The organism is Streptomyces sp. NPDC005004, assembly GCF_053600675.1.
This window is the reverse complement of sequence record NZ_JBSGAH010000009.1, coordinates 204,462-230,277: the sequence shown is the minus strand read 5'-3', so window position 1 is coordinate 230,277 and position 25,816 is coordinate 204,462. Positions and strand designations below refer to the sequence as shown.

The following is a 25,816-nucleotide window of genomic DNA, read 5'->3' as shown; positions in this document are numbered from 1 at the left end:
CGAAGCACCCGCCCTCGGAATCAGCGGGCTCCCGGTACCTCCCGTACCGATGCCGTCGACATGCGGGTCTGGCTGATCGAGAGTTGGACGGGAACTCCGGTCAATGTCGCGTTGGACGAGCACGATGACATCGCGTGGTTCCAGGACGGCGAACTCGGGGAACTGCGCCTCGCACACGACAGCTACCTCGCGATGTTCACCGAGGCACTCGCCGTGCGCTGAGCCTCCGCGGCGGGAAGTGACCGAAGCTTGATCGAGATGTCCGGCTGGGAGGCTGGTGCCGTGGAAGACTTCACAGCGCGAGGACTTCGCCGCTCGGTCGCCGAGGCCGACTCTCCGGCCTGGCAGGTCAGGGCGGCCGCAGGACGACGGCTGGCGGCGGCGCCCCGGATCGAGGGCATCGCCGGTGTGCTGCGCCGTCTCCTCCTGGACGCTCAGGACACCGGGGTGACCTCCGACACCGCTGCGGCTCTGTTGGCTCGGAAGGATCTGGCCGGCCTGCGGGCCGTGCTCGCGGCCCGTGCGGTGGCGTCCGACGAGGGGACGGCTGACCAGCTCACTGCCGAGCTCGACTGCGACCCGCGCTGGGCGACCGGAGAGGGCGGCGCCGAGCTGATCACACAGCTGCGGACTCTGGCATCGGACCCGGACCCAGAGGTCCGCGACGAGGCCCTGCTGCGACTTTCGCAGTTGCGCTGATCGGACAGGTGGACAGTGGGCAACCGTGCACCGCGAGATCGTCCACGAGCTCCTGACCAACTGTCCGTGGCGGCTGGCAGGGCCGGGAGAGCAAGTCTGGGGGTGATGCGGCTACCGGCGGCGGACGTACCAGCCCACCACCAGCACGATGAGGATGGCAACGACGAAGGCCCACACGGTCGCTGCGCCGTGGTACGAGCGGTACGCAATCAGAGCCAGCATGTTCAGGCGGATACCCCGGAGAGATGGCTTCAGCCGAGATACGTTGGCCGCCCCCTTGTGGAGAAATACGCCTCGCCCACGACGGCTGTCACTTCAGGACGACTCCGTGCCTTGCCGGGACGGTGCGCGGTCGGCGCTGGCAGGTCACCTCGTGGCCATCGACGTAGCCCGACCGTCGGTTAGGTCCCGGACAGGCAGTCGTCCGGGCCGCCCCCGGACAGGCCGGGGATGCAACCATTCCTCTCAGAGCTGGAACCCCCGGAAGCCGACCGCGCGTTCGCGACCCTAGAGGACGGCACTGACAACGACCCGTGCCGATCGGACGACGGCTTACAGTTGGTCCCCCTTGAACGCCGGCTTCGGGGGATGTGGGCCGCCGCCGTCCTTGACGTCCTGTTCGCAGGTCCGGCGGTCTTGGGACCGGTCGTTGGGGATCAGCAGCACGGCGGCGACCTGCTCAGGGTGCTCGACCTCGAGCCAGGCGTCGCCGGTGTGGTTGCCGTTCGGGCCGAACGCCTCGGACGAGTAGACCGTCTGACACAGCATGGCCACGCGCTGCTTGTCGACCGCGCAGGCGTCCACCGCGGGACCGGAATACTCGTCGGCGCCGTCGAAGCGGTAGTGGAAGTGGACCTCGTCGCCTCGGTCGGGCACCTGCGGGTGGGGCTCGAGGCGCCAGTCAACTACCTCGGCGGTGACGTCGAGTGGGCGCCCGGTCGCGTCCTCGACCTGTACCCTCACTCCCGCCTTGCCGCGCTTCGCGGTCGTGTCGGTGCAGCCCCAGGAGGAGCAGCCGGAGAGGGCGAGGAGCAGCAGGGCCAGCGGAGCACCGGCGAGTATGCGGGTGGGAGGCATTCAGGTGGTTTCCCTTTGGGGTGGGGTGACCTTCTCGAAGCGGGCGAGCAGGTCGCGCCAGAAGGGAACCGTCGCTCGTGGGTTCCAGCTCTCGTCGACCTCGCCCCGGGTCTCGTCGAACTCCCGGTGTATGTAGTCGACCAGGTCCTCGCCGTAGTAGATGGTGTCGGTCTGCCACACGGAGAGCACGGGGTGTCCGGAGGTTCCCCGGCCGGCGGGCAGGTAACGGTGGGCGTACACGGGCACCAGGACCGGTGTCTTCGCCAGGTGCCGGCGCGCCCTGCCCAGCGCCACCGCCTGGGAGGCCGGACGTTCGCCCCAGCTCTCGTGCCAGAACCCGCTGTGCTCGACGTCGAGCAGCACCCCCTCGACCGGCCAGTCGAGCTGCTCACGCAAGCTGTCCGGGTCGCCGCCCCGCCATTCGGGCCAGGGCCTGGCCCAGGCCTGCCCTTCCTCGGGCGGGACGTTGATCGGGAGCCCGGCTGCGAGGAACGCTCGGTGGTCGTCCGCGAACTCGAAGCCGTACTCGTGCTCGATGTGCTCGAACTCGTCTTCGGTGAGGCCCGGTTCGAACTCGTAGAGGCCCGTCGCCGCCAAACGACGCGCGGCCTCCGCACCCACCGGTGCTCCCTCGCTCCTGATCACTGCGGCACGATAGCGTCAACGGGCTGTGCGGTCACCTTAGTTGCTGCGTCGGCTCCGGCTGCGGGCGCGCGCAGGCGGGCGGCGCCTTGGCCGGAGCGATCCCGCGGCGGGCGGCAGGACGCCGTGGCTGCGACGCTCTGGTGGCGGACCGCGCCGACTGCGGTGGTCCGGGGGCTGGAACCGGTGTCTCCACGTGCGGGGTCAGAGTCTGTGGTAGATCTCCTTTTCACGCATCAGCGTCTTCAACTGCTTGTCGGTCAGCGGTCGGAGAGAGTTCAGGAGACGGCGTAGGGCCGCTTCGTCCACGGTCTGGCTGGAGACTTCGAACTCGGCGTCGTCGTGGCGGCGGGTGAGGGTGGTGGTGTGGCCGCCGGGGAAGGGGATGATCGTGCGCATGGTGCCCGGGGTGGTCACCCTGCAGGTTGCGCCCTTCTGCAGGACACCGGGGCATTGGAGCGTCGGTGTGACGGGTGGGCGGACCACGAGATCCAGGTATCCGTGTTCGTCCTGCCGTGTGGGGCGGTAGGACGCGCTGAAGTAGCCGGGGCCGATGTCGACGCGGGAGAGTGTCATGCCCGGGGGCGGGGTGCCCAGGTACTGGAGTTCCGCGTGCTCTCGGTAGCGGGTGAAGTCGGCGTCTTGGTGGCGCTGTTGGGCGTGGGCCGGGCCGATGAAGGCACCGTACGCCACCCCGGCCGCGAGGGCTGCCGTCGCACCCAGGCGGACCCAACGGCTCGGGACGAAGAACGCGGCGGCCACGGCGTACGGCACCCCCACCAGCGCGATCCGGGTACCGGCGCTCCCCAGGTCGACCTCGTCGGTGTAGGCGACCACGCCCGACAGAACGCCGAGTGTGCCCAGGGCGAAGACGGACACCGCCCAGCCGAGCCGCTGCCGGACGGAGCCGCAGCGCGGGACCACGGTCCGTGCCGGCAGGGCCGCGATGACCAGCGCGCACACCACCAGCGGCACGCCCAGGGCGAGGACGAGTCCCATCGCGCCCGCTCCGCCGCTCCACCCCGAGGCGAACAGCACGAGTCCGAGTACCGGCACGGCGGTCGCCATCATCGCCCACACCAGGAAGAGGTGCAGAGCCGTCAGGGCTCGTCTGTCGCTCGTCACGCCTCCGGATGCTGGCAGTCGGGGGCTGGGGCCACATGAGTACGCGTACTCAGCGGGCAGCTGCTTCAGGAGCCGGAATCCGGGCTGCCGGGCCCAGGCGCGGAGGAAGTCCGCCGAGCCGTGGATCGCGGGCCACGGGTCGGTCGTCGTGGGGGGGGACGCCGGGGAGGTCCGCCACCAACGGTGCCTGGTCGTCAAGGAGTTCGGCGTTGGCGACGCCGCCGACTACATCCGCTCACGAAACCGGGAGTCCGCCCATACGAGAGCCGCGTCGCCGGGCGGGCCACCGCAGTCCCCCTCGGTGGCCCGCCCGGTGTCTCGTGAGCGGAGCGACTAGCGCAGCGCCCGTCCGAAGCGCGCCGAAGTGGCCGGCGCGCCCACGGTCGTGGGACCGAAGGCGGTCGCTCCGGTGGTGGTCAGGCCGGTGGAGGTGCCGTTGAGGGACCAGACGGCGCCTGCCGCGGCGTTCTCGTTGGAGGCGGAGACGGCGAGGTCGCGGTGGCCGTCGCCGTTGGTGTCGACGAGGGCGCAGGCGTCGCCGAAGCGGTCGTTGGTCTCGGCGACGCCGGGGACGCCGGCGGTGTTCTGGTGCATGACCTGGCTGCCGGTGCCGGTGACACCGGTGGACGTGCCGTGCAGCAGGGCGAAGGAGCCGGCGTCGGTGAGGCCGCTGAAGTCCTCGCCGCTGATGCCGAGCGCGACCTCGGCCTTTCCGTCGCCGTCCACGTCGCCCACGGCGACGCAGGAGCCCAGGTCGTCGCCCTCCTCCTGCGCGCCGTGGAAGCCGGGGAGGCTCTGGTCGAAGGTCTGGGTGCGCTTGGTCAGGTCGGCGTCGGGCGAGCCGAAGCCGATCGTGACGGAGGGGCGGTCCTCGCCGGAGCCGGACACCACGTCGTCGTAGCCGTCACCGTCCACGTCGCCCACGCCGATCGCGCCGTCGTCGCCGGGGGCACGGACGACCTTGAAGCCGGTCGGGGTGCTCAGGAGCACGCGGTTGCTCCAGCTGCCGTCGCCGGTGTACAGCCTGATCACGATGTCCTGGAGGTGGTCGCCGTTGACGTCGCCGGTGGCCAGGGCGACGACGGGGCCGGCGATGGAGTGCGGTCCGTTGACGCAGGTGTCCTTCGCGGCGCAGGCGTCGGGGCCGTCGTCACCGTCGTCGCCGTAGCCCCACCACGTCGACTTGTCCATGAAGTCACGCGTCGCGGCGGGCTTGCCGGAGCGGGAGATCGGGCCCTTCCACAGCGCGGCGGGCTGGGCCACCGGGTCGTCGCCGAAGGCGTCCGGGTCGCCGAAGAGGGCGAGGTCGGTCCTGCCGTCGCCGTCGAAGTCCCCCGCGATGGGCGTACGGCGGTACTTGCCGAGATCGGTGCCGCCGGTCAGGCCGGACGGGGAACCCCACAGGACGACGGCGTCGGAGCCGTTCTTGCCCGCGCCGATGACGAGGTCGCTGTAGCCGTCGCCGTCGAGGTCGCCCTTGGTGAAGGACTCACCGAACCCCTCCTTCGCGACGGCCGCGCCGGGTACGCCGCTGGTGGAGCGGGAGATGATCGACTTGTGCGCGGGCGAGAGGCCGGAGGCCGATCCGTACATCACCGCGACGTAGCCCGCGGCCGCCTTGCCGGAGACGGTGCCGTTCGAGGCGCTGATCACGAGGTCCGCGTAGCCGTCGCCGTTGAAGTCGTCCGCCTTGGTCACCTGGGACGCGTGACCGGTGGCGGCGTGGGCGGGGGCGGCGGACAGGGTCAGTGCGCTCATGCCGGTGGCCGCGAGCAGGGCGGCGGCGAGGGGCGCGGTGACGCGGGCACGGGTCGCTCCGCCGGTCACGCGGTGCTCGGGGTCAACAGGGCGTCGTATGTGCGTCATCGCGGAGTCCTTCTGTCGTGGGTCTACGTTCACAAGACCCACCGGGGGGCGATTGGTTGCACGCGCCACGAGAATCGACCGGAGAATCACACATCACCGGCCCGGTGGGGGGGACGAGGGGTTCGCTGCGTGTCGTCGCCCGTCGCGAGACCGCGCGGATCTCGTTCTCCGTCCTGCCGTCGAGCCGTCCGGCTGGACACACGTCCTGCCCGGCCGACGGGTCAGCACGCGCGAGGACGGAGATCGCTCGCCGACACAGGTCAGGGCGGTGGCCGTGGCCGAGTCGTGGCTCAGCCAGTCGTCGCGGACCGCGTCCGGGATCTTGAGACCGCGAGCGGCCCATGGCAGCCTCGTGCCGCGTGATCGATGACTTCGCGAAGGACAACCTGCACGGGAGACTGCGGCGGGACCGCGCGGCGCTGCTCTGGAAACTCGACGGTCTGTCCGAATACGACGCCCGCCGTCCTTTGACTGCGACCGGGACCAGCCTTCTCGGTCTGGTCAAACACGTGGCCGGCGTCGAGGCCCGCTACTTCGGCGAGGTCTTCGGCCGTCCGTCCCCGGAACCGCTGCCCCGGTGGCAGGACTCCGACGGCAGCGATCTGTGGGCGGCCGAGCACGAGACCCGCGATCAGATCATCGGCTTCTACCGGCGCACGTGGGAACACTCGGACGCGACGATCAACGCGCTTCCCCTCGACGCCCCCGGCCACGTGCCGTGGTGGCCGGAGCCTCATGCCGACACGAACCTGTTCGCCGTGATGGTCCATGTCCTCGGCGAGTGCGTCCGACATGCCGGACACGCAGACATCCTCCGCGAGGGTCTCGACGGCCGGACCGGGATGCGCGCCGAACACGAGGAGCGGATCGACGAGGAAGCCCGAGCGGCCCACCGCGCGAAGATCGAGCGGGCCGCCAGGTCTGTCTCCGAGAAGCTCACGGGCGTCGCCGCCGCCCCGGATCACGATCGCCGCCAAGTGCCGCCTGGAGAGGGCTGATTCCCCTTTCCCCCCTACTGTCGGCCATCCGGCTGCTGGGTCTCCTACGGGCAGGGTGCGAGGATGCCCGCGTGGTGAGCGTGGAGGAGTGGCATCGCATCCGTACTGGCCTGCGGCTCGGGCAGCGGTTTCGGGGGAGGGTGACCTGCGTTCCGAACCCCGGGGCCACCGGGATCTTCGTGGACATCGGCCTTCCCGTCGGCGGCTTCGTCGACGTGCTGCTGCTGCCGAGGGCTTCGGAGCGGTGGCCGGAGGAGGGGACGGTTGCCGAGTTCGAGGTGTGGTGGGCCGATGAGCGCCCGCAAGTGCGGCTCAAGCCGGTGGCTCGTCAGTTCCTGAGGGAGGATTTCGACGAGTGGCTGAGCGAGTGGCGGCCCGGCTGGACCGCTGAGCACGGGCAGGTCGTGCGGGAGGACACCCCGGCGGCCGAGGCGTGGGGGGACGCGATCGCGACGCCCCTGCGGGGAGTCCGCGCGGCGACGGGTTTCACCGCGGAGACCGAGGAGACACTGCGTGCGGCCGGGTGGTTCCCCGGGCGGTGCGTATCCGTCGAGCCGTGGCGCGAGCGGCTGGAGGCGAGCGGCGAGGTGCGCATGCACGAGGCCGCCAGGAGCTTCCTGGCGGAGTTCGGCGGCCTGAGCGTGCGGATCGGCGGGCCGGGTGTCACGTGCGCCAAGTCGCCCTTCGGCTTCGAGCCCGGATTCCTCGTCGGCGAGGAGGACCGCTTCGCCGACTGGAGCCGGACCATCGGACGCGACCTCTTCCCGATCGGCGAACTCGACGAAGGCCGGTTCTTCCTGGGCATCGATCAGCACGGAGAAATCCACCTGGTCGAGACCTGGGTGGCGACCTTCGGCCCCGTCCGGGACGCCCTGGAGAAGCTCGTCCTGGGATGTGGTCCGGAAACCATAGGGTGACCACATGACACAGACAGCGCGTCCGTCCCTGGTCGGCGAGGCGGACGCACTGTCCGCCGCGGGGGCCGGAGCTGTCCAGTACGAAATGGGCCCGGCGGTGATCGCGGCGGGGGCGGACGCGACCGTTGTCGTCGTCGAGCCGGGGGACGACCCGAGGGTCAGTGGCGTGCGGGATGCCCATGGGGTGCTCCTGCGCGGAGAGCCGGTTCCGGACCTCTCCCCTCGCTTCGAGTTCGAGGACGCCCCGCCGACTCACGTCTTCGTGCGCCTGGGCCCGGGCTGCCTCCCGCTGGGCACGGCACGTTGCCGGGGCAGCTCAGCATCGCCCGCCGGGTTGGTCGGCGTGGAGCTGCGGCTCGACGTACCGCTGGCCAGAGAGGTGCTGGACCTGGTCCGGCCCGTCCCCGAACCCGGACCGGTGCCGGATGTGGACTGGGTCGATCTGGTGAAGACCGAACCGATCCGCGCTCTGGAAGCGTTCGTGGTCGGCTGGTTCCCCGCTGAGGAGGCGGAAAGAGACACACCGGATGAACGGGGCGAGCTGCCGTCGGCGTTGGCTGCCTTTCACCGCCTGGCCCGCCTGCGACCGGCGCTCCACAGATTTCACGACCCCGTGCTGGAGGAACCCGGGATCGCCACCGGGCCGCTCGGCGATCGGCTGGTGTTCGCCGTGTGGAACGGGGCCGGGATGGACTGGTCCATCCCCTGGTCGTCGGAGGGTCCACGCGCGGCGGATCCCGTGGTGTGGCACACCGAAGACCCCTGCGGCACCCCGGAGACGCTCGTAGAGGAAGAGCCGCTGAGCCGATTCCTCCTCCAGTTCACCCTGGCCCAGGCCACAGGCGGCGCGCCGTTCCACGCGGCGACGCCCTACATGCCGGCCGCGCGCTTCGACGCCTTGCGCGGCGTGCTGCGGCCTGTACCGCTGAGCCCGTTCCTGCCGGCTTACACCGCTGACAGGTTCTTCGTGGCCCCCGGCCTGCTCGCCCAGGTGAGCGGTGACGAGGACGAGGTGAGCGTGTTCTTCGGCGCGCTCCACAGGGGAACCCTGACGCCGCTGCTCGACCATGGGTTTCCCTGGTCCCAGTTCGACGGGTGAGGTACGGCGACTCCGATCGACACCGCGCGCGGAACGGGCCGGCGCGCCGTCAGCAGGCCCGCTCGTAGAGCGCCCGCAGCCACGGTTCCCTGGGCGCCAGCATGAGCGCGAGGGTTTTTCGGAAGGCGTAGGGGGACGGCTCGAAGGGGCAGGGCGGGTGGGGTGGGAGCGGGTCGTCCTGTTCGGTGCCGGGTGGGAGGCCGCCGACGACCGGGAGTCGGGTGCGGTGGGGTGGGAAGGCGAGTTCGGACCAGAGTGCGGCGTCCAGGGGGACCGGGCGCGCGCCGGAGCGCGGCTGCCAGATGTCTCCGGTCTGGGGGTGGACCGGTACGAGGACCAGGTCGGCGGTCGGATCGCCGTACCCGGGGCCCGCGAGGTCCAGCCGCTTCGCGGGTTTTCCGGTGGGCACGAGCGCGCCGAGTGCCCGGCCGAGGAGGTCGGTGACCGGGCCGGGAGCCGTCTCGACGGGGGCGCCGTCGGCGGCCACCACCACGTGGGCGAGGGCCACGCCTGCCGGGATGTCCCGGAACTTGCTCAGCCGGTGCCACAGCGCGTCGGTGGCCAGCAGTTCCGGCCAGTCCATGACCGGGCGCTCCGGCGGGGCGGGCAGCCGCACCACGGCCTCGGGGACGAGCTGGACGACCTGCCAGCAGCCGCAGTCGTCCACCCTCGTGCCGACCGGCAGATCGCAGTCCACGCAGGCGAGGTTCGGGCCGTCCCGCCCGTCGATCCCCATGCAGTAGCCCGCGGCCCGCTCCAGGATCAGCCGGGTACCGCGTGTGTCGCCGGGGGCGAGGAGGACGGCGTCCGAGCGTGCGGGGTCGACGGCGTAGGAGCCGGCCTCCAGCAGGGGCGGGTGCAGTGTCTCCCAGTGGGTGTCGATCACGTGGACCGGCAGCGCCACCTTCGACACCGCCGCCGTCAGCACCGCACCGCAGCCCGCGCACCCGAACACCGCCAAGCCGACTCCTCCCACCGTCGAAACTCCTGCATCCCATCAGCATGCGGACCTGGGAGCAAGGGGATATCGGACGGCCCCGCGCTTCTCGTCCTCCGGTTCCGTCAGCCCGAGTGCCAGCGGTTGCGGCCGTCGGAGGCGGGTCCGCAGACCATGGAGGTGCCCGCCCGAGTGACGCCTCTTGCCCCTGCGGGGGCACAGTAGGCGCCGGGGTGGACGACCGGACCGCCGCCGCCTCCCGTGGCGGAGGAACTGCCGCCGGAGGTCGAGGACGAGCCACCACCCGTTGTCGAGCCACCACTCGCAGATGAGCCGCCACTCGCACCACTCGGGGACGACCCCCCGTTCGTGGACGAACTCCCGCCGCCCGTAACGGTCCCTCCCGATCCCCCGGCCGCTCCCCCGGTCGTCGCACTCCGCACCCGGTCATCGCTGTGATCCCGGTAATCCGGAACCCCGTCGTCGTCCTTGTCGCCCAGGTACGAACCCTCCCTTGCGCAACCGGCTTTAGGCGAGGCGAGTTGGAGCGTCACCTCGGCCGTGATCTCGTCGCCCTTCGCAGGGTTCTGGTCGCAGACGCGCCAGGTCCCGTAATCCCCCTCGGGCAGCGCGTCGTTCATGTAGTGCGACTGCGCCCGGAGCGCTTCCCCGGACACCCCGAGATCCGTCAACTCCCCTGCGGCGGCACGCCATGTACGACCCCGCAGATCCGGCATCACCGGCCGGGGAATCCTCGCGCCGTCCTTCTCCGGGCACCGTTCCCCGGACTTGACGGCGGCGAAGGCGATCGACCTGCGGCCGCTCCCACCGGTAGCGCTCTGGAAGCACACCACCCATCCCGCCCGCACGACGATCGCGCGGTGGTCGGCGGAGGCGTCGTGGTGGGCGGCGGTGTAGCCCGCGGCGCGGGCCTCCGTCTCCGCCCTGTCGAGCGGCTTGCCGCGGTAACTCGGCGGTGGCGCGGGCTCGTTCGTCCGCTGCCGTGACGGCTCGGTGCTCGGCAGGTGGGTCCGCACGGCGGACGGTTTGGCGTCCGTCCGGGCGGTGGTGTCGTCGAGCTGTCCGCCCGCGGCCGCGCCGATCGCCAGGAGGACGAACGCGCCGACGCCGGCGCCGAGTTTGGCGAACCAGCGCCAGGGCGGGAGGAACCAGAGCAGGGCGACGGTGGCGATCAGCGCGAGGAAGCCCAGCGGGAAGCTGAACGCGCCGATGAGGGCGACCGCCGCCAGGAGGCCCAGTCCGGCGGGGGTGGTCTTCCACCAGGGGCGTACCGGAGGGGGCGGTGGGGGTGCGGGGGTGTACGGGTTCACCGTGGGGGTTCCTCGTTCGCCGGATGCGGGGACGCTCCGGTTCACGCGGGGGGGGTGCCCTTTTCGCGGATGCGCCCAAGTCGCCCCACTTTAGCGGGATGTCACCCTTTGTGTGGCTCCTTCCGATGCGTCTCGCGCGCCTCCCTCACAGCGATCTGTCTGCCACCCCCACACTCCCCCGCCCGCTCAGGCGGAACAGCAGCAGGATGGACGGGACGATGAGGACCGCCGCCACGCAGGCCACACCCACGACCACCGCGAGTGTCGCGTCGGGGGCGGCCGCTTCGGCGAGGGTGAGGTGGGTGCCGAGGAGGTAGGGGTACTGGGCGACGCCCCAGCCGGCGACGACCAGGGCGACCGCCCCGGCGGCGATGGCACGGACGCCGAAGGTCCTGCGGGCGCGGAGCATGACGAGCCCGACGATGCCGCCGACCGCGGCCAGGACGACCAACGGCAGGGCGCGGCCGGTGAGATGGGAGAAGAGGCGGGGCGCGTCGGCCTGGAGGACGAAGATGCCCGCGATGCTCCCGGCGCCGGTGAGCGCACCGGCGCCGAGGGCACGGTTGCGGAAGTAGCGGTAGAGGGGGTGCTCGTCGCGGCGCAGGGCCTCGACGGTGAGGTAGGTGGCGGCGAGGTATCCGCAGGCGAGGACCGCGAGGACGCCGCCGAGGATGCTGGAGGGGTTGACCCAGCTCGAGACGGCGTCGCCGTTGCCGCCCGTCGGTACGCGCCCGGAGGCCAGCCCGCCCGCGATGGTGCCGAAGCAGTACGGCGTGAGGACGGAGGACAGCGCGAAGGCCACGCCGTACACGCGTCGTTCGGGCGTGCTGATCGTCGCCTTGCGGAAGGCGAATCCGGCGCCGCGCAGGACGATGCCGAGCAGGGCGAGGACGAGCGGGATGTACAGCGTGGTGGTGATGGCGGCGAAGGCGGTGGGGAAGCCGCTCCAGAGGACGACCAGGCAGTAGATGAGCCAGGTGTGGTTGGCCTCCCAGACGGGGGCGAGGGAGGAGTCGATGAGGTGGCGGGGCGCGCGGCCGCGCCGGGCGCCGCCCGCGAGCAGGTCCCAGAAGCCCGCGCCGAAGTCGGCTCCGCCGAGTACGGCGTAGGCGATGACGCCGATGAAGAGGAACACCGCGACCACGTCGGCCATTTACGACACCTTCCCCTCGGTGCGCTCGCGCGAGGCGTCGGGTCCGTACGGCACGTCGACCGTCCCGTCGCCCTGTTTCTGCCAGCGTCTCTTCATGGACAGCAGGACCCAGATGGCCGCGGAGCCGACGGCGGCGTAGAGGACGAGCACGACCCCGAAGGTGATCCACAGGTTGCCCTGGGTGGCCACGGCGTCCCGGGTGCGCAGCAGTCCGACGACGATCCAGGGCTGGCGGCCGACCTCGGTGACCACCCAGCCGCTCTCCAGGCTGAGGATGGACAGCAGCCCGCAGACGGAGGCGGCGCGCAGGAACCAGCGGTCGGTCTCCAGGGTGCCTCGGCGCTTCCACCACACCCAGACGAACCAGGCGGCGACGGCCAGCATGACCGTGGAGGTGCCGACCATGATGTCGAACGCCCAGTGGACGATGTTGACCTGCTCGGCGGTGGGCCGTACGGCCACGGGGACGGCGTCGAGTCCCTTGATGGTGGTGGACGGTTTGAATCCGGCGAGGATGGAGGCGACGCTCGGCACGGAGATGCCGTAGCGCACCTCGCCGTCGATGAGGAAGCCGCCCAACGTCTCGGGGACGTGGTTGCCGGTGGTGGGGAGGAGTTCGATGGCGGCGAACTTGGCGGGCTCGTCGTCGAAGACCTCGCGGGCGATGGTGTCGCCGACGAAGATCTGCACGGGCAGGGCGGCGGCCGCGGTGACGAAGCTGATGAGGAAGCCGAGCCGCTGGTAGTGGCCGCGCCGTCCCCGGAGCATACCGACCGTGTAGACGCCGGCGACGACGAATCCGGCGACGATGTAGGCGGCCAGGAGCATGTGCCAGAACTGCCACCAGAAGGCGCCGTTGAAGAAGACCTCCGCCGGGCGTACGGCGGTCACCTTGCCGTCGCGCATCGTGATGCCGCCGGGCTGGTTCATCCAGCTGTTGGCGGCGATGACGGCGGCGGCTCCGCCGACGCTGGCCAGCGCGACCGGCACGCCCGCCCAGAAGTGGGCCCAGGGGCGCATCCGGTCCCAGCCGTAGATGTAGATGGCGACGAAGATGGCCTCCAGGAAGAAGAAGAGGCCCTCGATGGCGAACGGGAAGCCGAAGGCGGCGCCGTAGGTCTTCATCAGGCCGGGCCAGAGGATGCCCAGCTCGAAGGAGAGGACGGTGCCGGTGATGGCGCCGACCGCGAAGAGCACGGCGGCGACCTTCGACCAGCGCCGGGCCAGGAGCAGGGCCGCCTCGTCGCCCTTGCGCAGTCCCCGGTAGTTGGCGATCAGCATGAGGGAGGTCAGCGCCACGCCGAAGGGGACCAGGATGATGTGGAAGCCCAGGGTGAAGGCCATCTGTTCTCGCGCCGGCAGCAGCTGATCCGGGTCAGCGGCGGCCAGGATCGCGGTGACTCCGGCCGGGTCGACCGTGAACATGGACGGTTCCTCCTCGTGCTCGGGAGGGACTGCGGCCACCGGGGGATCTCGGCCGCCTTCCATGGATCTGTTTCACTTCCTACACCGGATTCGGATGCGTCACGATACGTCCTGGTCTGAACGGGTACGACCGCGCCCGGTGCTAGAGATGCGCGGCCGGGGCGTCGGGCAGGGTGGTCCGGGCGACCAGCCCCCCGGGCACGGGCCGGGCGCGCAGCAGGTCGGCGACGGCCTCGGCGGCGAGCGTGTGCCAGGTGGGCAGGCGGCGCAGCATGGCGTGGTCGGTGTCGGCGAGGACGACCATCCCGGCACGGGCTCCCCCGGCGCGCGCCCGTTGGACGAAGCGGCTGGAGTCCGCCGCGGACGTGACGTGGTCGGCGTCCCCGTGGAGGACGAGCAGGCGGGCGCCGTCCAGGTGGGCGGTGGGTTCGCCGGGCGGCAGCCAGGGGGCGAGGGCGAGTACGCCGCGTACGGCGGGGTGGTCGGCCACGCGCAGCGCGGCCCGGCCGCCCATGGAGTGGCCGACGAGGACGACGGGGACGGGGCCGTGGCGGGCGGCCAGTTCGGCGAGGGCGCGGCGGACGTCGTCGGCGGCGGCGCCGTCGTTCCAGCCCCGGTGGCGGTAGCGGATCTCGCCCAGCAGGACGTGGTCCGCGGGCAGTCCCGCGCCGACCGCGCGCAGGAGGGGGCGCATCCGCAGTGCGGCGAGGTGCCAGGGGCGGGAGAGGGTGTGGTCCTCGGCGCGGCCGCCGTGGGCGGTGAGGACGGCGGCCCGTACGGCATTCGGCGCGTGCCGTACGAGCAGGGCGCTCCTGGTGGCCGGGCTGTCCGTGGCCGTGCTGTCGGTCGTCATCCGCCGTGCTCCCCGCTGTCGTGATCGTCGGCCGCCGTGGGGAATCCGTAGCCGAGCGCCGCACGGCTTGGCCCGGGAGCCGAACCGGTGGATGCGGAGACCGGTGAGGCGGGCCGGCCGGGAACCCGGCAGGTCTGAGCGCGCCGGTCCGGGGCACCTGTCACCAGGCAAGGAACGCACGCCTGTGAAGAGACCTGAGGTGAATCATGACGAAGGAGATCAAGGACCTGACCCCGAAGTACACCGTCCCCGGTATCGAGCGCGAGGCGGCGGGACGGCTGATCGGGTTGCTGCGGCTTCGGCTGCACGCGCTGAACGATCTGCATCTGACGCTCAAGCACGTGCACTGGAACGTCGTCGGGCCGCACTTCGTCGCCGTGCACGAGATGATCGACCCGCAGGTGGACCGGGTGCGCGACATGGCCGACGACGCGGCGGAGCGCATCGCGGCGCTGGGCGGCGTGGCCCAGGGGACGCCGGGCAAGCTGGTGGAGGAGCGCACCTGGGACGACTACTCGATCGGCCGGGGTGACGCCATCGCCCATCTGGGTGCCCTGGACCTCGTCTACACCGGCGTGATCGAGGGCGTACGGGCCGCGATCAAGGAGGCGGGCGAGATCGACCCCGCCACGGAGGATCTGCTGATCGAGCAGTTGCGGGACCTGGAGCAGTTCCAGTGGTTCGTGCGGGCCCACCTGGAGAGCGCGGGCGGCACGCTCGCGACGGGTGGCGCGCACACGGAGGAGCAGGCCGCGGCGAAGGGTGCCGAGCTGAGCTGAGGACGTGCGGGGGCGGGGGCGCGGCGTCACGGGGGTCCGGCGCCGCGCCCCCGCTGTGTGCGCAGCACCTCGTCCAGGTCGCCGAGCCGGTCCAGGCCCTGGACGGCGCGGGCGGTGCGGGGGTTGCCCGCGAGGACGGCGCGGTGGCGGTGGACGAAGGACCAGTAGCCGGTGGTGAAGGGGCAGGCCCGCTCGCCGGTGCGGTCGCCCGGGCGGTAGGCGCAGCCGTCGCACAGGTCGCTCATGCGGTGGATGTAGGCGCCGCCGGAGGTGTAGGGCTTGGTGGTCATGCGGCCGCCGTCGGCGTACTGGGACATGCCGACGACGTTGGGCAGCATCACCCAGTCGTAGCCGTCGACGAAGCTGCGGTGGAACCAGTCGGTCACCGCGGCCGGGTCCCAGCCCTGCTGGAGGGCGTGGCTGCCGAGCAGCATCAGGCGCGGGATGTGGTGGGTCCAGCCGGTGTCGCGGACCTGGGCGAGTGCGGTGGCCAGGCAGCGGGCGGTGACGGCGTCGGCGTCGAGGTCGGCGAACCAGTCGGGCAGCGGGGCGTGGTGGCGCAGGGCGTTGCGGTGCCGGTAGTCCTCGCCGAAGTACCAGTAGAGGTGCCAGACGTACTCGCGCCAGCCCGCGATCTGCCGTACGAAGCCCTCGGCGCTGTGCACGGGCGCGTGCCCGGAGCGCCAGGCGTCCTCGGCGGCGTCGACGGCCTCGGCGGGGTCGAGGAGGCCGAGGTTGAGGGAGGACGAGAGCAGGCTGTGGCTCATGACCGGGTCGCCGGCGAGCATGGCGTCCTCGTGGGGGCCGAATCCGGCGAGCCGGTGCCGGGTGAAGCGGCGCAGCGCGGCGAGCGCCTCGCGGCGGGAGGCGGGGAAGCGGCGGGGGCCGTCGCGTCCGGCGAAGCGGATGCCGTCGTGCTGTTCCCAGCGGTCGAGGTCGGCGCGGACCTCGGCGTCGATGTCGTCCTCGCGGGGCCGGTAGGGGGCGGGGGCGCCGAGGGTGCCGGCGCCCTTGGGCGGGGGTTCGCGGTTGGCGTGGTCGTGGTTCCAGCGGCCGCCCGCCGGGGTGTCGCCGTCCATGAGGAGGCCGAGTTCGCGGCGGACCCAGCGGTAGAAGTCCTCCTGGCGCAGTCGTCGTCCCTCGCGGCCGTCCGCCCAGGCGCGGAAGGTGTCGTGGGGCAGCAGGAAGGCGGGGGTGGGCAGCACGCGGACCCGGTCGAGGGAGTGGACCAGGCGCAGGGCGGCGCGTGAGGTGGGGTGGTGGACGGTGACGGGGGTGTCGCCGACGGCTTCGCGCAGGCCCTCGCGGTAGGTCTCGGCGCGGACGTAGCGGACGCGGTCGCCCAGTTCGGCGGCGCGGTGGCGCATCGCGGAGAGCACCAGATGGGCCTTGGCGCGGTGGAAGCGGCGGCGCCGGAACACCGAGCGAGCCTCGATCATGACGACGGGGGCGTCGCGGACGGGGGCGTGGTCGCCGGTGAGGAAGTGGGGGCCGAGCTGGTCGCCGAAGAGCCAGTGCGGGTCGGTCATGCGCGCCTCGTCTCTGCGGCCGGTCTTCTCGGGGTGCCGTCAGTCCAGTTCGGGGGCGGGGCGCGGGGTGCGGCGGAAGAAGGTGGTGGCGCGGCGGATGCGGGAGGCGGTGTCGTGGGGGCGCCAGAGGTTGCCGAGGTAGGGGGCGTAGCGGCGGGCGCCGTGGTGGTAGAAGCCGGGCAGGTGTCCGGCCAGGGGCGGCTTGAGGTCGAGGGCGCGCAGGCGCGCGAAGGGCACGAACTCGGGGGTCATGCCCGGCTCGCGGGCCACCGGGCTCTGGCCGTGGGCGGAGCCGTCGGCGGCGAAGACCAGGTCGACGGTGCGCTGCCGGTTGTCGGGGTCGACGGCCTCCAGGACGAAGGCGACGCGGGTCGGTTCGACCGCGAGACCGGTCTCCTCGCGCATCTCGCGGCGGGCGCAGGCGGCCATGCTCTCGCCCATCCGGGGGGTGCCGCCGGGCAGCACCCAGTCGTCCAGGCCCTGGGCGGTGCGGTGGACGAGCAGCACGCACTCTCCTCGGAAGAGGATGGTGGAGCAGCGGAGCATCATGTCGTCCGGCATCGTCATGCCGACCTCCTCGCGAATGACGTGCGGGTCTGCCGGCAGAGGCCATCGACGGCGCGTTCGCGTCCGCGGTTACGGCGAGCCTCATCGCCGCGAGTGCTGGCTCCATTGTCGAACCGGTCGGGAGCACCGGCAAACGGTGGGCCCTACTCGGCACCCCCGGGCGGGCCGAGCCGGGCCAGGAGGAGGGCGGTGTCGTCCCCCGAGGACTGGTCGAGGGTGTCCAGGAGCATGTCGCAGATGTCCTGGAGCGATCCGGGGGACGCGGCGGAACCGGTGGCGCCGGTGGCCCGTTCCAGTGCGCGGCACAGGGCCTCGATGCCGACGTCGATGGAGTCGTGCCGGGACTCCACGAGGCCGTCGGTGTAGAGGGCGAGCAGGGAGCCCTCGGGCAGCTTCGTCTCCAGCGTGCCGAAGGGTACGCCGCCCACGCCCAGCGGGGCCGCGGGGGGCAGGGTCAGAAGCCGGGCGCCCTGGCCGGGCTGGACCAGGACGGGCGGCAGGTGTCCGGCGCTGGACAGGACGCAGGTGCCGCGTTTGGGGTCGCAGGCGGCGTAGACGCAGGTGGCGAAGGACTCGCTCAGCTCCGCCGCGGTCTCGTCGAGGTGGCCGAGGAGTTCGGCGGGCGGGAGGTCGAGGCGGGCCAGGGCGCGGGTGGTGGTGCGCAGCTGACCCATGATCGCGGCGGCGCGTATGCCGCTGCCCATGACGTCGCCGACCACCAGTCCGACCCGGCCGTCGCCCAGCGCCAGGACGTCGTACCAGTCGCCGCCGACCTCGGTGCCGCTCCCGGCGGGCCGGTAGCCGACGGCGATCTCCAGGCCGTCGGGCTGCTCGGGGGGCTGCTGGGGCAGCAGGCTGTGCTGGAGGGTGAGCGCGGTTTCGCGTTCACGGCCGTAGAGCAGGGCGTTGTCCACGCTGACGGCGGCGCGGCCGACGAGTTCGCACACGAGCTGGAGGTCGCGGCTGTCGAAGGGGCGGGTGTCGGCGGTGCGGTAGAGGGTGAGCACGCCGAGCACGGAGCCCCGGGCCAGCAGGGGCGCGGCCAGGACGCTGTGCACCCCGGCGCCGCGCAGCGCCTCGGCCGCCTGCTCGTCCCGGGCGATCTCGTGGAGCGCGGTGTCGTCCACGCGGGGGATCATGACGGGGGCGGCCTCGCGGACGCTGCGACACAGCAGCGGGGACGAGCCGGAGCCGGTGAGACCGTCCGGCAGCTCGGCGGTGCCGTCGCTGCCGTCGGGGCGGGCGGCGGCGACGGCCAGCGTGCGGAAGCCGCCGTGGCCTTCGCCGGAGTGCGGGGCCAACGGCCGCTGTCCGACGACGGAGTCCAGTACGTCGACGGTGGCGAGGTCGGCGAACCGGGGTACGACGGCCGCGGCCAGCTCCCGCACGGTCTGCTGGAGATCGAGCGTGCTGCCGATGCCCGAGCTGGCCTCGGTGAGCGTGGCGAGGTGGCGGTGGGCCGCAGCGATCTCGGTGGCGGCCAGATGCCGCTCGGTGACGTCCACGACGGACACCGCGACGCCGAGCGGGTGCCCGCGCTGGTCCTCGATGCGGTAGTACGACTCCGACCAGGCGTGGTCGTGGTCCGGGTCGAGCGGGGTACGGCCCACCGTGCGCTGGTCGAGGATCGGCTCGCCGGTACGCAGCACCTGCCGCATCGCGGTCTCGATCGCGGTGGTGTCCAGCTCGGGAAGCGTGTCCTCCAGCCGACGCCCGCGCACCTCGTGCTCGGTGACCCCGTTGGCGGTCGTCAGAGCGGGGTTGATCCGTATCCAGCGCAGGTCGGTGTCGAACACCGCGAGCCCGACCGGGGACTGGTCGATCAGCAGCTCCGACAGGGCGAGATCGCCCTCCACGCGTCGCACGGTGCCCTCGTCGGCGGCCAGCGCCAGGCCCAGCACCTTGCCGTCGGGGTCGCGCAGCCGGCCCTTGCGGTACTCCACCAGCCGGGTGGAACCGTCCTTGCACCGCGCCGGGAAGACGCCCGCGAAATCCTCCCCGGTCTGGATCCGCCCGAACAGTTCGTGCGCGCGCTCCACGTCCTCCGGCGAGGCCAGCAACTCCTCCACGGACTCGCCGAGCGCCTCGTCGGCGGCGTACCCGAAAAGCTCCTCCGCCTCGGGGCTCCACAGAACGATGCGGCCGTGCCCGTCCACCACCACGGCCGAGGCGTGCAGCAGATCCAGCAGACCGCCGGGCGCCCCGGTGTCCCGGGCCCCGGCCGCGCCGGGCCCGCAACTCCAGAGCTCCTTGCCACCCATACCCGCCGCCTCCCGTCACCCGGCCGACCTTGCACACCGCCCGGATCGCTCCTTTTGCGTAGCTGATACCACTATGCCGCGAGGGGGACGGTGACGCGGGGGCGCTGCCGCGCGGGAGGGGCGACCGGTACCGGGCACTGGCGTGCGGCAGGGGGTCAGCTCGGGGCGCTGCCGTGCGGCCGGTGCCAGCGCGGTGCGCTGCTATGCGGCGGGGGTGGTCGCGAGGGGGGGGCTGGCGTGCGGCGGGGTGACCCCGCAGTCCGCTGCCACACGGCAGGGGCGAGCGCGCAGACCCGCCACCACGCCAGTCGGCGCAGGGCACTGCCACCCGGCAGGTGTCGGCGCAGAGCGCTGTCACACGGCAGAGGTGACCGCGAAGGACCGCCACGGCAGGTGTCCGGCGCAGGGCGCTGCCGGGCGGGAGGAGTGGTCGCGAGGGGGCGGGACCGGGTGAGGCGGGCTCGATCGCGGTGGGATGATCTCGCGGTGAGTGAGGCGAGGGTGTTGGCCGCGGAGGCGGTTGAGTCGCATGTCAGGGCGTTCTTCGAGGGGCACGCCGTGGAAGCGGTCGACTGTGCGCTCGGGCCGGGACGGCGGGTGGCGGTCCCCGGGCCGCGCGTCCTCGTCGTGGGACCCGGTCCCCGCGGTGACGGCTGGGCCTATGTGACCGCCGGGTGCTGGGCCGCGACGGAGAAGGACGGCCACGGCCTCGAGTTCGTCATGACCGCCCATGTCCGCGACCAGCGGTTCGTCGAGCTGATGGCGATGATCGCCTCCTACCACTGCGGAGGGCATCGCCTCGACCTGGAGCACAGCCTGTCGATCGGTGAGCCGTGGGTGCCGGGGTCGACCTGCGAGCACCTGCTGATCAGCCTGCCGTATCTGCATGGACCGGACCTTGAGCACTGCCCCGTGCCCGGCGGCCACGCCCGCATCCTGTGGACCCTGCCCGTGACGGCGGCGGAGATCGAGTTCCGCAGGCGTCACGGGCACGAGGCGTTGGAGCGGCTCTTCGACGAGGCGGAGATCGTCCCCACCGACCCCTTCAGGGCGTCGGTCGTCTGAGTTTCCGGGCACACGCCTGCCGGGTTCCGGGGCACACCCCTACACAGCGGGATCGCCCTCGGTGCGCCGGCTCCCCGTTTCCGCCACCGCGGGAACCGCGGGCACCACCCCCACCGCGCCCCGGCCGGAGGCCCACCGCACCGCCGGGCCCATCGCCAGACCCGCCGTCAGGAACAGCGCTCCCAGGAGGAGCCAGCCGAGAGTGCCGCCCGAGAGGACGAGGGTGGTCAGGAGCAGGGGGCCGATGAGGCGGGCCACGGCCGTACCGGCGCCGTAGAAGCCTTGGTACTGGCCTTGTTTGTCGGGTGGGGCGAGGGCGAAGCCGATTTCCCAGGAGCCGGAGCCGAGGAGCATCTCGCCGAGGACCTGGACGCAGGCGGCGGCCAGGAGGACGAGGGCGGCGGTCCAGGCGGTGGTGCCGGTGGCCGACAGGGCGAAGCAGGCGCAGGCGGCGAGGAGGACGAGCCCGGCGTGCCGTATCGCGCGGGACGCGGAGGGCAGATCTCTGACGCGGGCGGCCATGCGTACCTGGAAGAGGACGACGCCGACGGTGTTGACGACCAGCAGCGCCGACACCGTCCAGCTCGGCGCCTCCGTACGCTCCACGATCCACAGCGGCAGCACCACGCTGAGCAACGGCATGTAGAGCAGCATGATCATGTTGAGGAGGGACACCAGGGCGTACGGCCGGTCACGGAGGACCGAGAGGCTCGGGCCGTCCTGTACCGCGGCCGCCGGCACGCCGGTCGGCGGTCGCAGGCGCGTCAGCACCGCCGCCGCCACGAGGAAGCTCGCCCCGTCGGCTGCCAGCGCCGTCAGATACGACGCCTCCGTGTCGAGCCGCAGCGCGATGCCGCCCAGCGCGGCCCCGAGCGCCAGTCCGGCGTTGACGGTCGACTGGAGGTAGGCCCGGGTCTCGGTCCGCCGGGCAGGTTCGACCAGCCCGGCGAGCAGCGCCTGCCGCGCCGCCCCGAGCCCGCACTGGCAGCAGGTGTAGGCGCAGACGGCTACCAGGAACGCCGGGTACGAGCGGACGAAGAGGAACGACCCCACGGCCAGCCCCGTCGCCACGGACATGAGGATGGCGATGCCTCGCGGACCCCGCCGGTCCGCGAGGTGGCCGAGCGGCACCCCGGCGACGGCGCCGAGCGCCCAGCCGAGGGTGAGCGCGGCGCCGATCCGGGTCGGGCTGAGCCCGACGATCCGGCTGAAGTACAGCACCGAGCAGACGTAATACGCGCCGTCGCCGACGGAGTTCGTCAACTGGGCCAGCGCGAGCGTGCGCGCGGGCCCGCCGGGTGGGACGATCCGGATGAAGCGCACGTGCGTTCCTCTCGGTCGGTGGCTCGCTGTCCGTGGCTCGCTCGTCGGGGTGCCGGAGGGTTCACGGGGAGGCCCGGATCACCGGCCGGCTCAGTCCAGTTCGCACTCGAACCAGATCCGGTGGGCGCCGTCGGTCTCGACCTCGACGTGCTTCTCCGTCCGAGCGACCCCGTCCGGCAAGCCGGTGGTGACGGCCCGGTCCGGCGTCACCTCGGTGGGGACGAACGCCTTCACCGTGAACGTTCCATCAGCTCTCATGGGCCGACCGTATGCCCCGGGTCTGACATCAGGGCCCGACCACCGCCCTGACCTGTGACGTCATGGCTGATGAGGTGATGTTCGTCCACACGGAGCGCCTGCCGTCGGTCTCACAGCACACGGGGGTCCCGGTTCACACCCCCCTCGGGTCCGCCGTGGACGGTTCCCGGGTGCGGGTCGACGTCGGATCGGAGAGCGTGGCCCTGCGTCCCTACCAGACCTGAACGCGCCATCAGCCGCAGCTGCGGAAGTGCGAGGTCAGTCGCGCTCCGCCGGCGGGCGACACCGAGTCGGCCGAGTTCTCGACGAGTTCGGTCGGCAACTCGATGACGTGTACCGCGTACCCGGGCGGTGCCGTCCGGTCGATCACCCCGCCCCACTCCTCTGCCTCCGTCTCCCAGCCGAGCCGGAGGGTGGAGGTGACGCCGGGGCCGAGGGCGAGCGGCCGGCCGGCGAAGGTCGTCACGGTGGCGGAGTGGGCGTGGCCGCCGAACACCGCGACGATCTGCGGGTGTTCGGAGAGCAGCGCGGCGAGGTCGTCGGCGTTGTCGAGCATGATGGAGTCGATCAGACCGCCCCCGAGCTCGACGGGCGGCTGGTGCAGGGCGAGGACGACCGGTGTGCCTGCGGGCAGGGCGTCGCGGATCGTCCCCCGCACCCAGTCCGCCGTCTCGTCGGCCAGGTGACCCTCGTCGCGGCCGGGGACGATCACGTCGAGCATGAGGACGGCGAGGGGTCCGACCTGGTGAAGCCGGTTGACCGGCGCGTCGGAGGCGGGCTCTTGGAGGAGGACCTTGCGGTAGGGGCCGCGGACGTCGTGATTGCCGGGCAGGCACAGCACGGGCGCCGGAAAGTCCGCCAACAGCCGGGCGGCGGACTCGTATTCGGGCTCCGTGCCGTGGTCCGCGATGTCTCCGGTGACCAGCAGCGCGTCGAACGGGCCCGGCATGGACCGCAGTCGGTCGAGCACCCGCACGGCGCGCTCCTCGGCGCGGGCGCCCCCGTCGAGGTGGAGGTCGCTGATGTGCGCGAGGGTCACGCGCGAACTCCCGCGTGCCGTATACGCCTTGCCCGAGTCCCCCGCTGCCGCTTCCTGCGTCATGATGCCACCCCTCGTCTCGCTCTAACGGTAAAGTTGACCATAACCGTTAGGAGCCGCCATGGAAACCACGCCACACGAGACCGCCGTCGTGGAACCCTCACCGTTCGACCTGACGGACACCCTCCACCACGACGGCCACGGTGGCGTGACGGACGACCTCGCCACCACCGCGGGGTTTCTGGCCTGGGCACCACCCGGCACCCCCGAGGGACTCCGGGACGAAGTCATCGAGGTACGGCGAGCGGTCCGCGCCCTGTTCGCGTACGCCACCGGCCACGAGGACTCCCGAACCGATCCGAGCCCCTCCCGGACGGAGGCGGTCACCCTGCTGAATCACTACGCGAGCCGGGAACGCGTCTCGGTGCGTCTGGACTGGCCGGCCCCTGACGCGACTCCGCTCCTGAGGTTCACGGGGACCCTCGATTTGCCCGCCCGACTCGCGCGGTCGGCGGCCGAGTTCCTGGCCGGACCCCTGCGCGGGCGACTGCGAGCCTGCCCCGCCCCTCGCTGCGTCCGCTACTTCGTCCAGGACCACGGCAGGCAGGCGTACTGCAAGACGTCCTGCGCCAACAGGGCACGCGCGGCGCGGCATTACGCGAGGAACCGTTAGACACGCCGGACACGGCGACGGCAGGGCCGGTATGGGGAGACCGACCCTGCCGTCAACCGCGCCGGGACTACGTCTACTTGCTCGCCGCCGCCTTGTCGGCGCCCTTCAGGCCGAAGATGCTGACCGCCTGGTAGTAGGTCCAGGCGGTCGAGTTGCAGCTCGTCTTGGTGGCGCCGGAGTAGTTGTTGCAGACGCGCTTGAGGTCTTCGTAGAAGGCGGAGTCGAGGCGGGACTTGTTGGCGTCGAACGCGCCGGCGGCCTTGTAGTTGCGGTAGCCGAAGTCGTGGCGCGCACAGGGGGTCTGGAACGGGAAGCCGAAGGGGTTGTCCGGCGAGGAGCTGCAGTAGTCCGTGGACCAGTCGAAGCCGTAGGCCGCCCACTGGCCCTGGTTCGACCGGGCGGCGTACCAGGCGTTGTAACTGGCCGCGCTGGTCTGCGTCCAGGAGCTGAGCACCTGCATCTTGTCGGCGGGGGCGGCCGAGGCCGAGGTGGCCGGGACGAGGACCGCGGGGAGCGCGAGAGCGGCGACGACGAGGGGAGCGGCAAGACGACGACGCATGGAGACCTCCGGTGCGTGGGGCCCGTGAGTGCTCGCGGGGTTCGCGAAGCGGGCTCAGCTTGGCCCAGGAGTGCCTTCATGAACAGTCCATGTCAAAAAATAAATGGCCCGAATTCCGCTGCCCGGCATCTTCAAGTTCCGCAAAATTCGTCAAATCTACGCGAGTTGACAGCCTCTCAGGGAGACGTCGGCGAGGGTTCGAGTGAATCCTCGCTCCTCGATCCGGCTTGCCCGGCTCAGTCCGGTTTGTTCAGCAGCCGCGTCACGCTGTCGCCCACTTCCGCCGTGATCCGCCCCTCGCACTCCACCCCGACCGCCGTCGCCAGGTCCCTCCCGTGCAGGTCGGCCAGCGCCTCCGCGAGTTCCGCGAAGGACGCGGCGGCGGTGCGGCCACGAGACAGTCCCGTCAGAGCGGTCGCCACACCGATGAACGCGGCGGGCCACCACCAGATCGCCAGCAGGAGATAGGCCACGCCCCAGGCGCTCAGCCGGGCCGCCGCGCTCAAGGCACCCCGCGCGGTGCTCAGTTCCGTTCGTGTGCTGTCGGGCGCGAGGAGCCACAGGTGGGGCCAGGCGGTGGTGAGGTCGAGGCGGTAGGCACGCCAGACGCGCTGGTCCGGCGCCGTGACCCGGTCCCCCGCCCAGAACGGGTGCCGGGGCCGGACCAGGGCGATCCGGTTGCGCTCGGCGTAGCGCGCCTCCGCCTCGTCGGCCAGGGCGCCGGCGTCGTCCCGGCCGCTCAGCCGGGCGCGTCCGGCGGCGACCAGCGCCGTGCGGTAGCCGGTGTCGGCGGTACGCCAGCGGCGCACGCGGCGTGCGGTCAGCAGGCGGGTCAGCGGGCCTCGGGGCGCCATGAGCCAGGTCCGCTCGACGAGCGCCCCGAGCGACTGCGCGGCCGTGCCGGTCAGCGCGGCCCCGGCCAGCACGGCGACCGCCGCGACCGCGAGGGCGCCCGGGCTGTGGGCGCCGGGCGCCTCCGCCAGAGAGTCCAGGCGGGTCCGCAGCCGTCCGGTGTCGTTCCAGTGGCTCTGGCCAAGGGTGACCGCCGTGGCCAGCGCCACCAGGTACACCAGTCCCGGGATGGCCAGCAGGGCGAGCCAGCGTTCGGCCAGCTTGCCGCTCAGTGCGCCGAGGAACGCGTTCACGGCCGGCGCAGCCCGAACTCGCGCAGCGCCTCGCCGAAGATCCGGCAGGCCGGTCGGCCCTCGTCCTCGGACGGCGGTGCCTCGACCCGGGCGCAGTGGCCGCGCGGGCAGGTGAGCACGTGGAGCGGAGGGTGACCGGCGCCGCTGCCGGGGAAGCGCTGGTACGGCGGCGGGGCGTCCGTGCGGTAGGAGCCGAGTCCGGCGCTGAGCCCGGCGGCGAGGAGGAGGTCCTCCAACTCGTCGAAGTATTCCTCCAGTTCCTCGGGTGCGCGGCCGTCGCGCACCTCCGAGGTGATGTGCTCGATCAGGAGGCGCACCGGCGGATCGAGGTCCGCGGTGCCCGGGGAGGCGGTGAGCCGGTGGCACAGGGCGGCCAGCCGCTCGTGCCCGAAGGCGTCCACCCCCGCACCGGTACCGTCCGTGCCGTCACCGAGTCCGCCCATCACCGCACCTCCAGGGTTTCAGCCGTCGCAAGCTCACCACAACGAGCGTGACA

At 72.2% G+C, this 25,816-nt stretch carries 25 protein-coding genes and 1 riboswitch; of the genes, 7 read left to right on the top strand and 18 right to left on the bottom strand.

Annotated features, from left to right (window positions below; translation table 11 throughout):
• The first annotated feature begins 282 nt into the window (after positions 1–282).
• Complete coding sequence (locus ACWEEU_RS15550; RefSeq protein WP_385742380.1) at positions 283–699, top strand: hypothetical protein; 417 nt, start codon at positions 283–285, stop codon at positions 697–699.
• A 552-nt stretch (positions 700–1,251) separates the two neighbouring features.
• On the opposite strand, the gene ACWEEU_RS15545 is transcribed toward ACWEEU_RS15550, so the two are convergent.
• The 4 genes from ACWEEU_RS15545 to ACWEEU_RS15530 all read right to left on the bottom strand — a co-directional run bounded on the left by ACWEEU_RS15545 (position 1,252) and on the right by ACWEEU_RS15530 (position 5,409).
• Complete coding sequence (locus ACWEEU_RS15545) at positions 1,252–1,776, bottom strand: hypothetical protein (protein WP_451732520.1); 525 nt, start codon at positions 1,774–1,776, stop codon at positions 1,252–1,254.
• The gene (locus ACWEEU_RS15540) at positions 1,777–2,421 is read right to left on the bottom strand and encodes a hypothetical protein (protein ID WP_451732517.1); all 645 of its coding nucleotides are present in this window, start codon (positions 2,419–2,421) and stop codon (positions 1,777–1,779) included.
• Between the two features lie 201 nt (positions 2,422–2,622).
• Positions 2,623–3,543, bottom strand: a complete 921-nt coding sequence (locus tag ACWEEU_RS15535) for a hypothetical protein (protein WP_451732514.1) — start codon at positions 3,541–3,543, stop codon at positions 2,623–2,625.
• Positions 3,544–3,876: 333 nt separating this feature from the next.
• The gene (locus ACWEEU_RS15530; RefSeq protein WP_385742370.1) at positions 3,877–5,409 is read right to left on the bottom strand and encodes an FG-GAP-like repeat-containing protein; all 1,533 of its coding nucleotides are present in this window, start codon (positions 5,407–5,409) and stop codon (positions 3,877–3,879) included.
• A 359-nt stretch (positions 5,410–5,768) separates the two neighbouring features.
• Here ACWEEU_RS15530 and ACWEEU_RS15525 point away from each other — a divergent pair, with 359 nt between their 5' ends.
• The 3 genes from ACWEEU_RS15525 (at position 5,769) to ACWEEU_RS15515 (ending at position 8,423) form a co-directional block, all read left to right on the top strand.
• Positions 5,769–6,407: a DinB family protein gene (locus ACWEEU_RS15525; RefSeq protein ID WP_451732511.1), complete on the top strand. Its 639-nt coding sequence runs from the start codon at positions 5,769–5,771 to the stop codon at positions 6,405–6,407.
• Positions 6,408–6,547: 140 nt separating this feature from the next.
• A complete protein-coding gene (locus ACWEEU_RS15520) occupies positions 6,548–7,324 on the top strand; it encodes an SUKH-3 domain-containing protein (protein WP_451732508.1) in 777 nt (258 codons plus the stop codon).
• A 97-nt stretch (positions 7,325–7,421) separates the two neighbouring features.
• Positions 7,422–8,423 carry a hypothetical protein gene (locus ACWEEU_RS15515; protein WP_451732506.1) on the top strand — a complete coding sequence of 334 codons (1,002 nt, stop codon included), beginning with the start codon at positions 7,422–7,424 and terminating at the stop codon, positions 8,421–8,423.
• A 49-nt stretch (positions 8,424–8,472) separates the two neighbouring features.
• Here ACWEEU_RS15515 and ACWEEU_RS15510 read toward each other — a convergent pair whose 3' ends face one another.
• From ACWEEU_RS15510 to ACWEEU_RS15490, 5 genes are all read right to left on the bottom strand, one after another.
• A complete protein-coding gene (locus tag ACWEEU_RS15510; protein ID WP_451732736.1) occupies positions 8,473–9,378 on the bottom strand; it encodes a hypothetical protein in 906 nt (301 codons plus the stop codon).
• Positions 9,379–9,485: 107 nt separating this feature from the next.
• Positions 9,486–10,691, bottom strand: a complete 1,206-nt coding sequence (locus ACWEEU_RS15505) for a PASTA domain-containing protein (RefSeq protein WP_451732503.1) — start codon at positions 10,689–10,691, stop codon at positions 9,486–9,488.
• 145 nt (positions 10,692–10,836) lie between these two features.
• Positions 10,837–11,844: a cytochrome d ubiquinol oxidase subunit II gene (locus ACWEEU_RS15500; RefSeq protein WP_451732500.1), complete on the bottom strand. Its 1,008-nt coding sequence runs from the start codon at positions 11,842–11,844 to the stop codon at positions 10,837–10,839.
• Entirely contained in the window at positions 11,845–13,269 is a 1,425-nt protein-coding gene (locus tag ACWEEU_RS15495; RefSeq protein WP_385742489.1) for a cytochrome ubiquinol oxidase subunit I, read from the bottom strand.
• 142 nt (positions 13,270–13,411) lie between these two features.
• Positions 13,412–14,122 (bottom strand): dienelactone hydrolase family protein, encoded by a 711-nt coding sequence (locus tag ACWEEU_RS15490; protein WP_451732498.1) that lies wholly within the window; start codon positions 14,120–14,122, stop codon positions 13,412–13,414.
• Positions 14,123–14,328: 206 nt separating this feature from the next.
• Here ACWEEU_RS15490 and ACWEEU_RS15485 point away from each other — a divergent pair, with 206 nt between their 5' ends.
• A complete protein-coding gene (locus tag ACWEEU_RS15485; protein ID WP_385742360.1) occupies positions 14,329–14,901 on the top strand; it encodes a Dps family protein in 573 nt (190 codons plus the stop codon).
• Between the two features lie 26 nt (positions 14,902–14,927).
• Here the strand turns inward: ACWEEU_RS15485 and ACWEEU_RS15480 are convergent, their stop codons facing one another.
• From ACWEEU_RS15480 to ACWEEU_RS15470, 3 genes are all read right to left on the bottom strand, one after another.
• Entirely contained in the window at positions 14,928–16,430 is a 1,503-nt protein-coding gene (locus ACWEEU_RS15480) for a cryptochrome/photolyase family protein (protein WP_451732495.1), read from the bottom strand.
• A gap of 39 nt (positions 16,431–16,469) precedes the next feature.
• Positions 16,470–16,997, bottom strand: coding sequence for an NUDIX hydrolase (locus ACWEEU_RS15475; RefSeq protein ID WP_451732492.1), 528 nt, complete (start codon positions 16,995–16,997; stop codon positions 16,470–16,472).
• Positions 16,998–17,026: 29 nt separating this feature from the next.
• A riboswitch (Fluoride riboswitch) is annotated at positions 17,027–17,095 on the bottom strand.
• Between the two features lie 45 nt (positions 17,096–17,140).
• Positions 17,141–19,258 (bottom strand): SpoIIE family protein phosphatase, encoded by a 2,118-nt coding sequence (locus ACWEEU_RS15470; protein ID WP_451732489.1) that lies wholly within the window; start codon positions 19,256–19,258, stop codon positions 17,141–17,143.
• Between the two features lie 486 nt (positions 19,259–19,744).
• On the opposite strand from ACWEEU_RS15470, the gene ACWEEU_RS15465 reads away from it, so the two are divergent.
• The gene (locus tag ACWEEU_RS15465; RefSeq protein ID WP_451732486.1) at positions 19,745–20,323 is read left to right on the top strand and encodes a suppressor of fused domain protein; all 579 of its coding nucleotides are present in this window, start codon (positions 19,745–19,747) and stop codon (positions 20,321–20,323) included.
• Positions 20,324–20,362: 39 nt separating this feature from the next.
• Here ACWEEU_RS15465 and ACWEEU_RS15460 read toward each other — a convergent pair whose 3' ends face one another.
• From ACWEEU_RS15460 to ACWEEU_RS15450, 3 genes are all read right to left on the bottom strand, one after another.
• Positions 20,363–21,646 (bottom strand): MFS transporter, encoded by a 1,284-nt coding sequence (locus ACWEEU_RS15460; RefSeq protein WP_451732483.1) that lies wholly within the window; start codon positions 21,644–21,646, stop codon positions 20,363–20,365.
• Positions 21,647–21,736: 90 nt separating this feature from the next.
• Positions 21,737–21,904: a hypothetical protein gene (locus ACWEEU_RS15455; RefSeq protein WP_385739522.1), complete on the bottom strand. Its 168-nt coding sequence runs from the start codon at positions 21,902–21,904 to the stop codon at positions 21,737–21,739.
• Positions 21,905–22,136: 232 nt separating this feature from the next.
• The gene (locus tag ACWEEU_RS15450; protein WP_385739931.1) at positions 22,137–22,943 is read right to left on the bottom strand and encodes a metallophosphoesterase; all 807 of its coding nucleotides are present in this window, start codon (positions 22,941–22,943) and stop codon (positions 22,137–22,139) included.
• A gap of 121 nt (positions 22,944–23,064) precedes the next feature.
• Here ACWEEU_RS15450 and ACWEEU_RS15445 point away from each other — a divergent pair, with 121 nt between their 5' ends.
• Complete coding sequence (locus tag ACWEEU_RS15445) at positions 23,065–23,616, top strand: ABATE domain-containing protein (RefSeq protein ID WP_451732480.1); 552 nt, start codon at positions 23,065–23,067, stop codon at positions 23,614–23,616.
• A gap of 73 nt (positions 23,617–23,689) precedes the next feature.
• Here ACWEEU_RS15445 and ACWEEU_RS15440 read toward each other — a convergent pair whose 3' ends face one another.
• The 3 genes from ACWEEU_RS15440 to ACWEEU_RS15430 form a co-directional block, all read right to left on the bottom strand.
• Positions 23,690–24,175: a phospholipase gene (locus ACWEEU_RS15440; RefSeq protein WP_385739528.1), complete on the bottom strand. Its 486-nt coding sequence runs from the start codon at positions 24,173–24,175 to the stop codon at positions 23,690–23,692.
• Between the two features lie 236 nt (positions 24,176–24,411).
• A complete protein-coding gene (locus ACWEEU_RS15435) occupies positions 24,412–25,320 on the bottom strand; it encodes a hypothetical protein (protein ID WP_451732477.1) in 909 nt (302 codons plus the stop codon).
• Positions 25,317–25,763 (bottom strand): hypothetical protein, encoded by a 447-nt coding sequence (locus ACWEEU_RS15430; protein WP_385739534.1) that lies wholly within the window; start codon positions 25,761–25,763, stop codon positions 25,317–25,319. The genes ACWEEU_RS15435 and ACWEEU_RS15430 overlap by 4 nt, the downstream gene beginning before the upstream one ends.
• Positions 25,764–25,816: the final 53 nt, after the last annotated feature.

Bases quoted from the DNA above. Each gene is read 5' to 3' on its own strand.
- ACWEEU_RS15490 (WP_451732498.1), bottom strand. From the start codon at position 14,122: ATGACGACCGACAGCACGGCCACGGACAGCCCGGCCACCAGGAGCGCC.
- ACWEEU_RS15440 (WP_385739528.1), bottom strand. From the start codon at position 24,175: ATGCGTCGTCGTCTTGCCGCTCCCCTCGTCGTCGCCGCTCTCGCGCTC.
- ACWEEU_RS15485 (WP_385742360.1), top strand. From the start codon at position 14,329: ATGACGAAGGAGATCAAGGACCTGACCCCGAAGTACACCGTCCCCGGT.
- ACWEEU_RS15475 (WP_451732492.1), bottom strand. From the start codon at position 16,997: ATGACGATGCCGGACGACATGATGCTCCGCTGCTCCACCATCCTCTTC.
- ACWEEU_RS15430 (WP_385739534.1), bottom strand. From the start codon at position 25,763: ATGGGCGGACTCGGTGACGGCACGGACGGTACCGGTGCGGGGGTGGAC.
- ACWEEU_RS15470 (WP_451732489.1), bottom strand. From the start codon at position 19,258: ATGGGTGGCAAGGAGCTCTGGAGTTGCGGGCCCGGCGCGGCCGGGGCC.
- ACWEEU_RS15495 (WP_385742489.1), bottom strand. From the start codon at position 13,269: ATGTTCACGGTCGACCCGGCCGGAGTCACCGCGATCCTGGCCGCCGCT.
- ACWEEU_RS15480 (WP_451732495.1), bottom strand. From the start codon at position 16,430: ATGACCGACCCGCACTGGCTCTTCGGCGACCAGCTCGGCCCCCACTTC.
- ACWEEU_RS15500 (WP_451732500.1), bottom strand. From the start codon at position 11,844: ATGGCCGACGTGGTCGCGGTGTTCCTCTTCATCGGCGTCATCGCCTAC.
- ACWEEU_RS15545 (WP_451732520.1), bottom strand. From the start codon at position 1,776: ATGCCTCCCACCCGCATACTCGCCGGTGCTCCGCTGGCCCTGCTGCTC.
- ACWEEU_RS15530 (WP_385742370.1), bottom strand. From the start codon at position 5,409: ATGACGCACATACGACGCCCTGTTGACCCCGAGCACCGCGTGACCGGC.
- ACWEEU_RS15455 (WP_385739522.1), bottom strand. From the start codon at position 21,904: ATGAGAGCTGATGGAACGTTCACGGTGAAGGCGTTCGTCCCCACCGAG.
- ACWEEU_RS15445 (WP_451732480.1), top strand. From the start codon at position 23,065: ATGGAAACCACGCCACACGAGACCGCCGTCGTGGAACCCTCACCGTTC.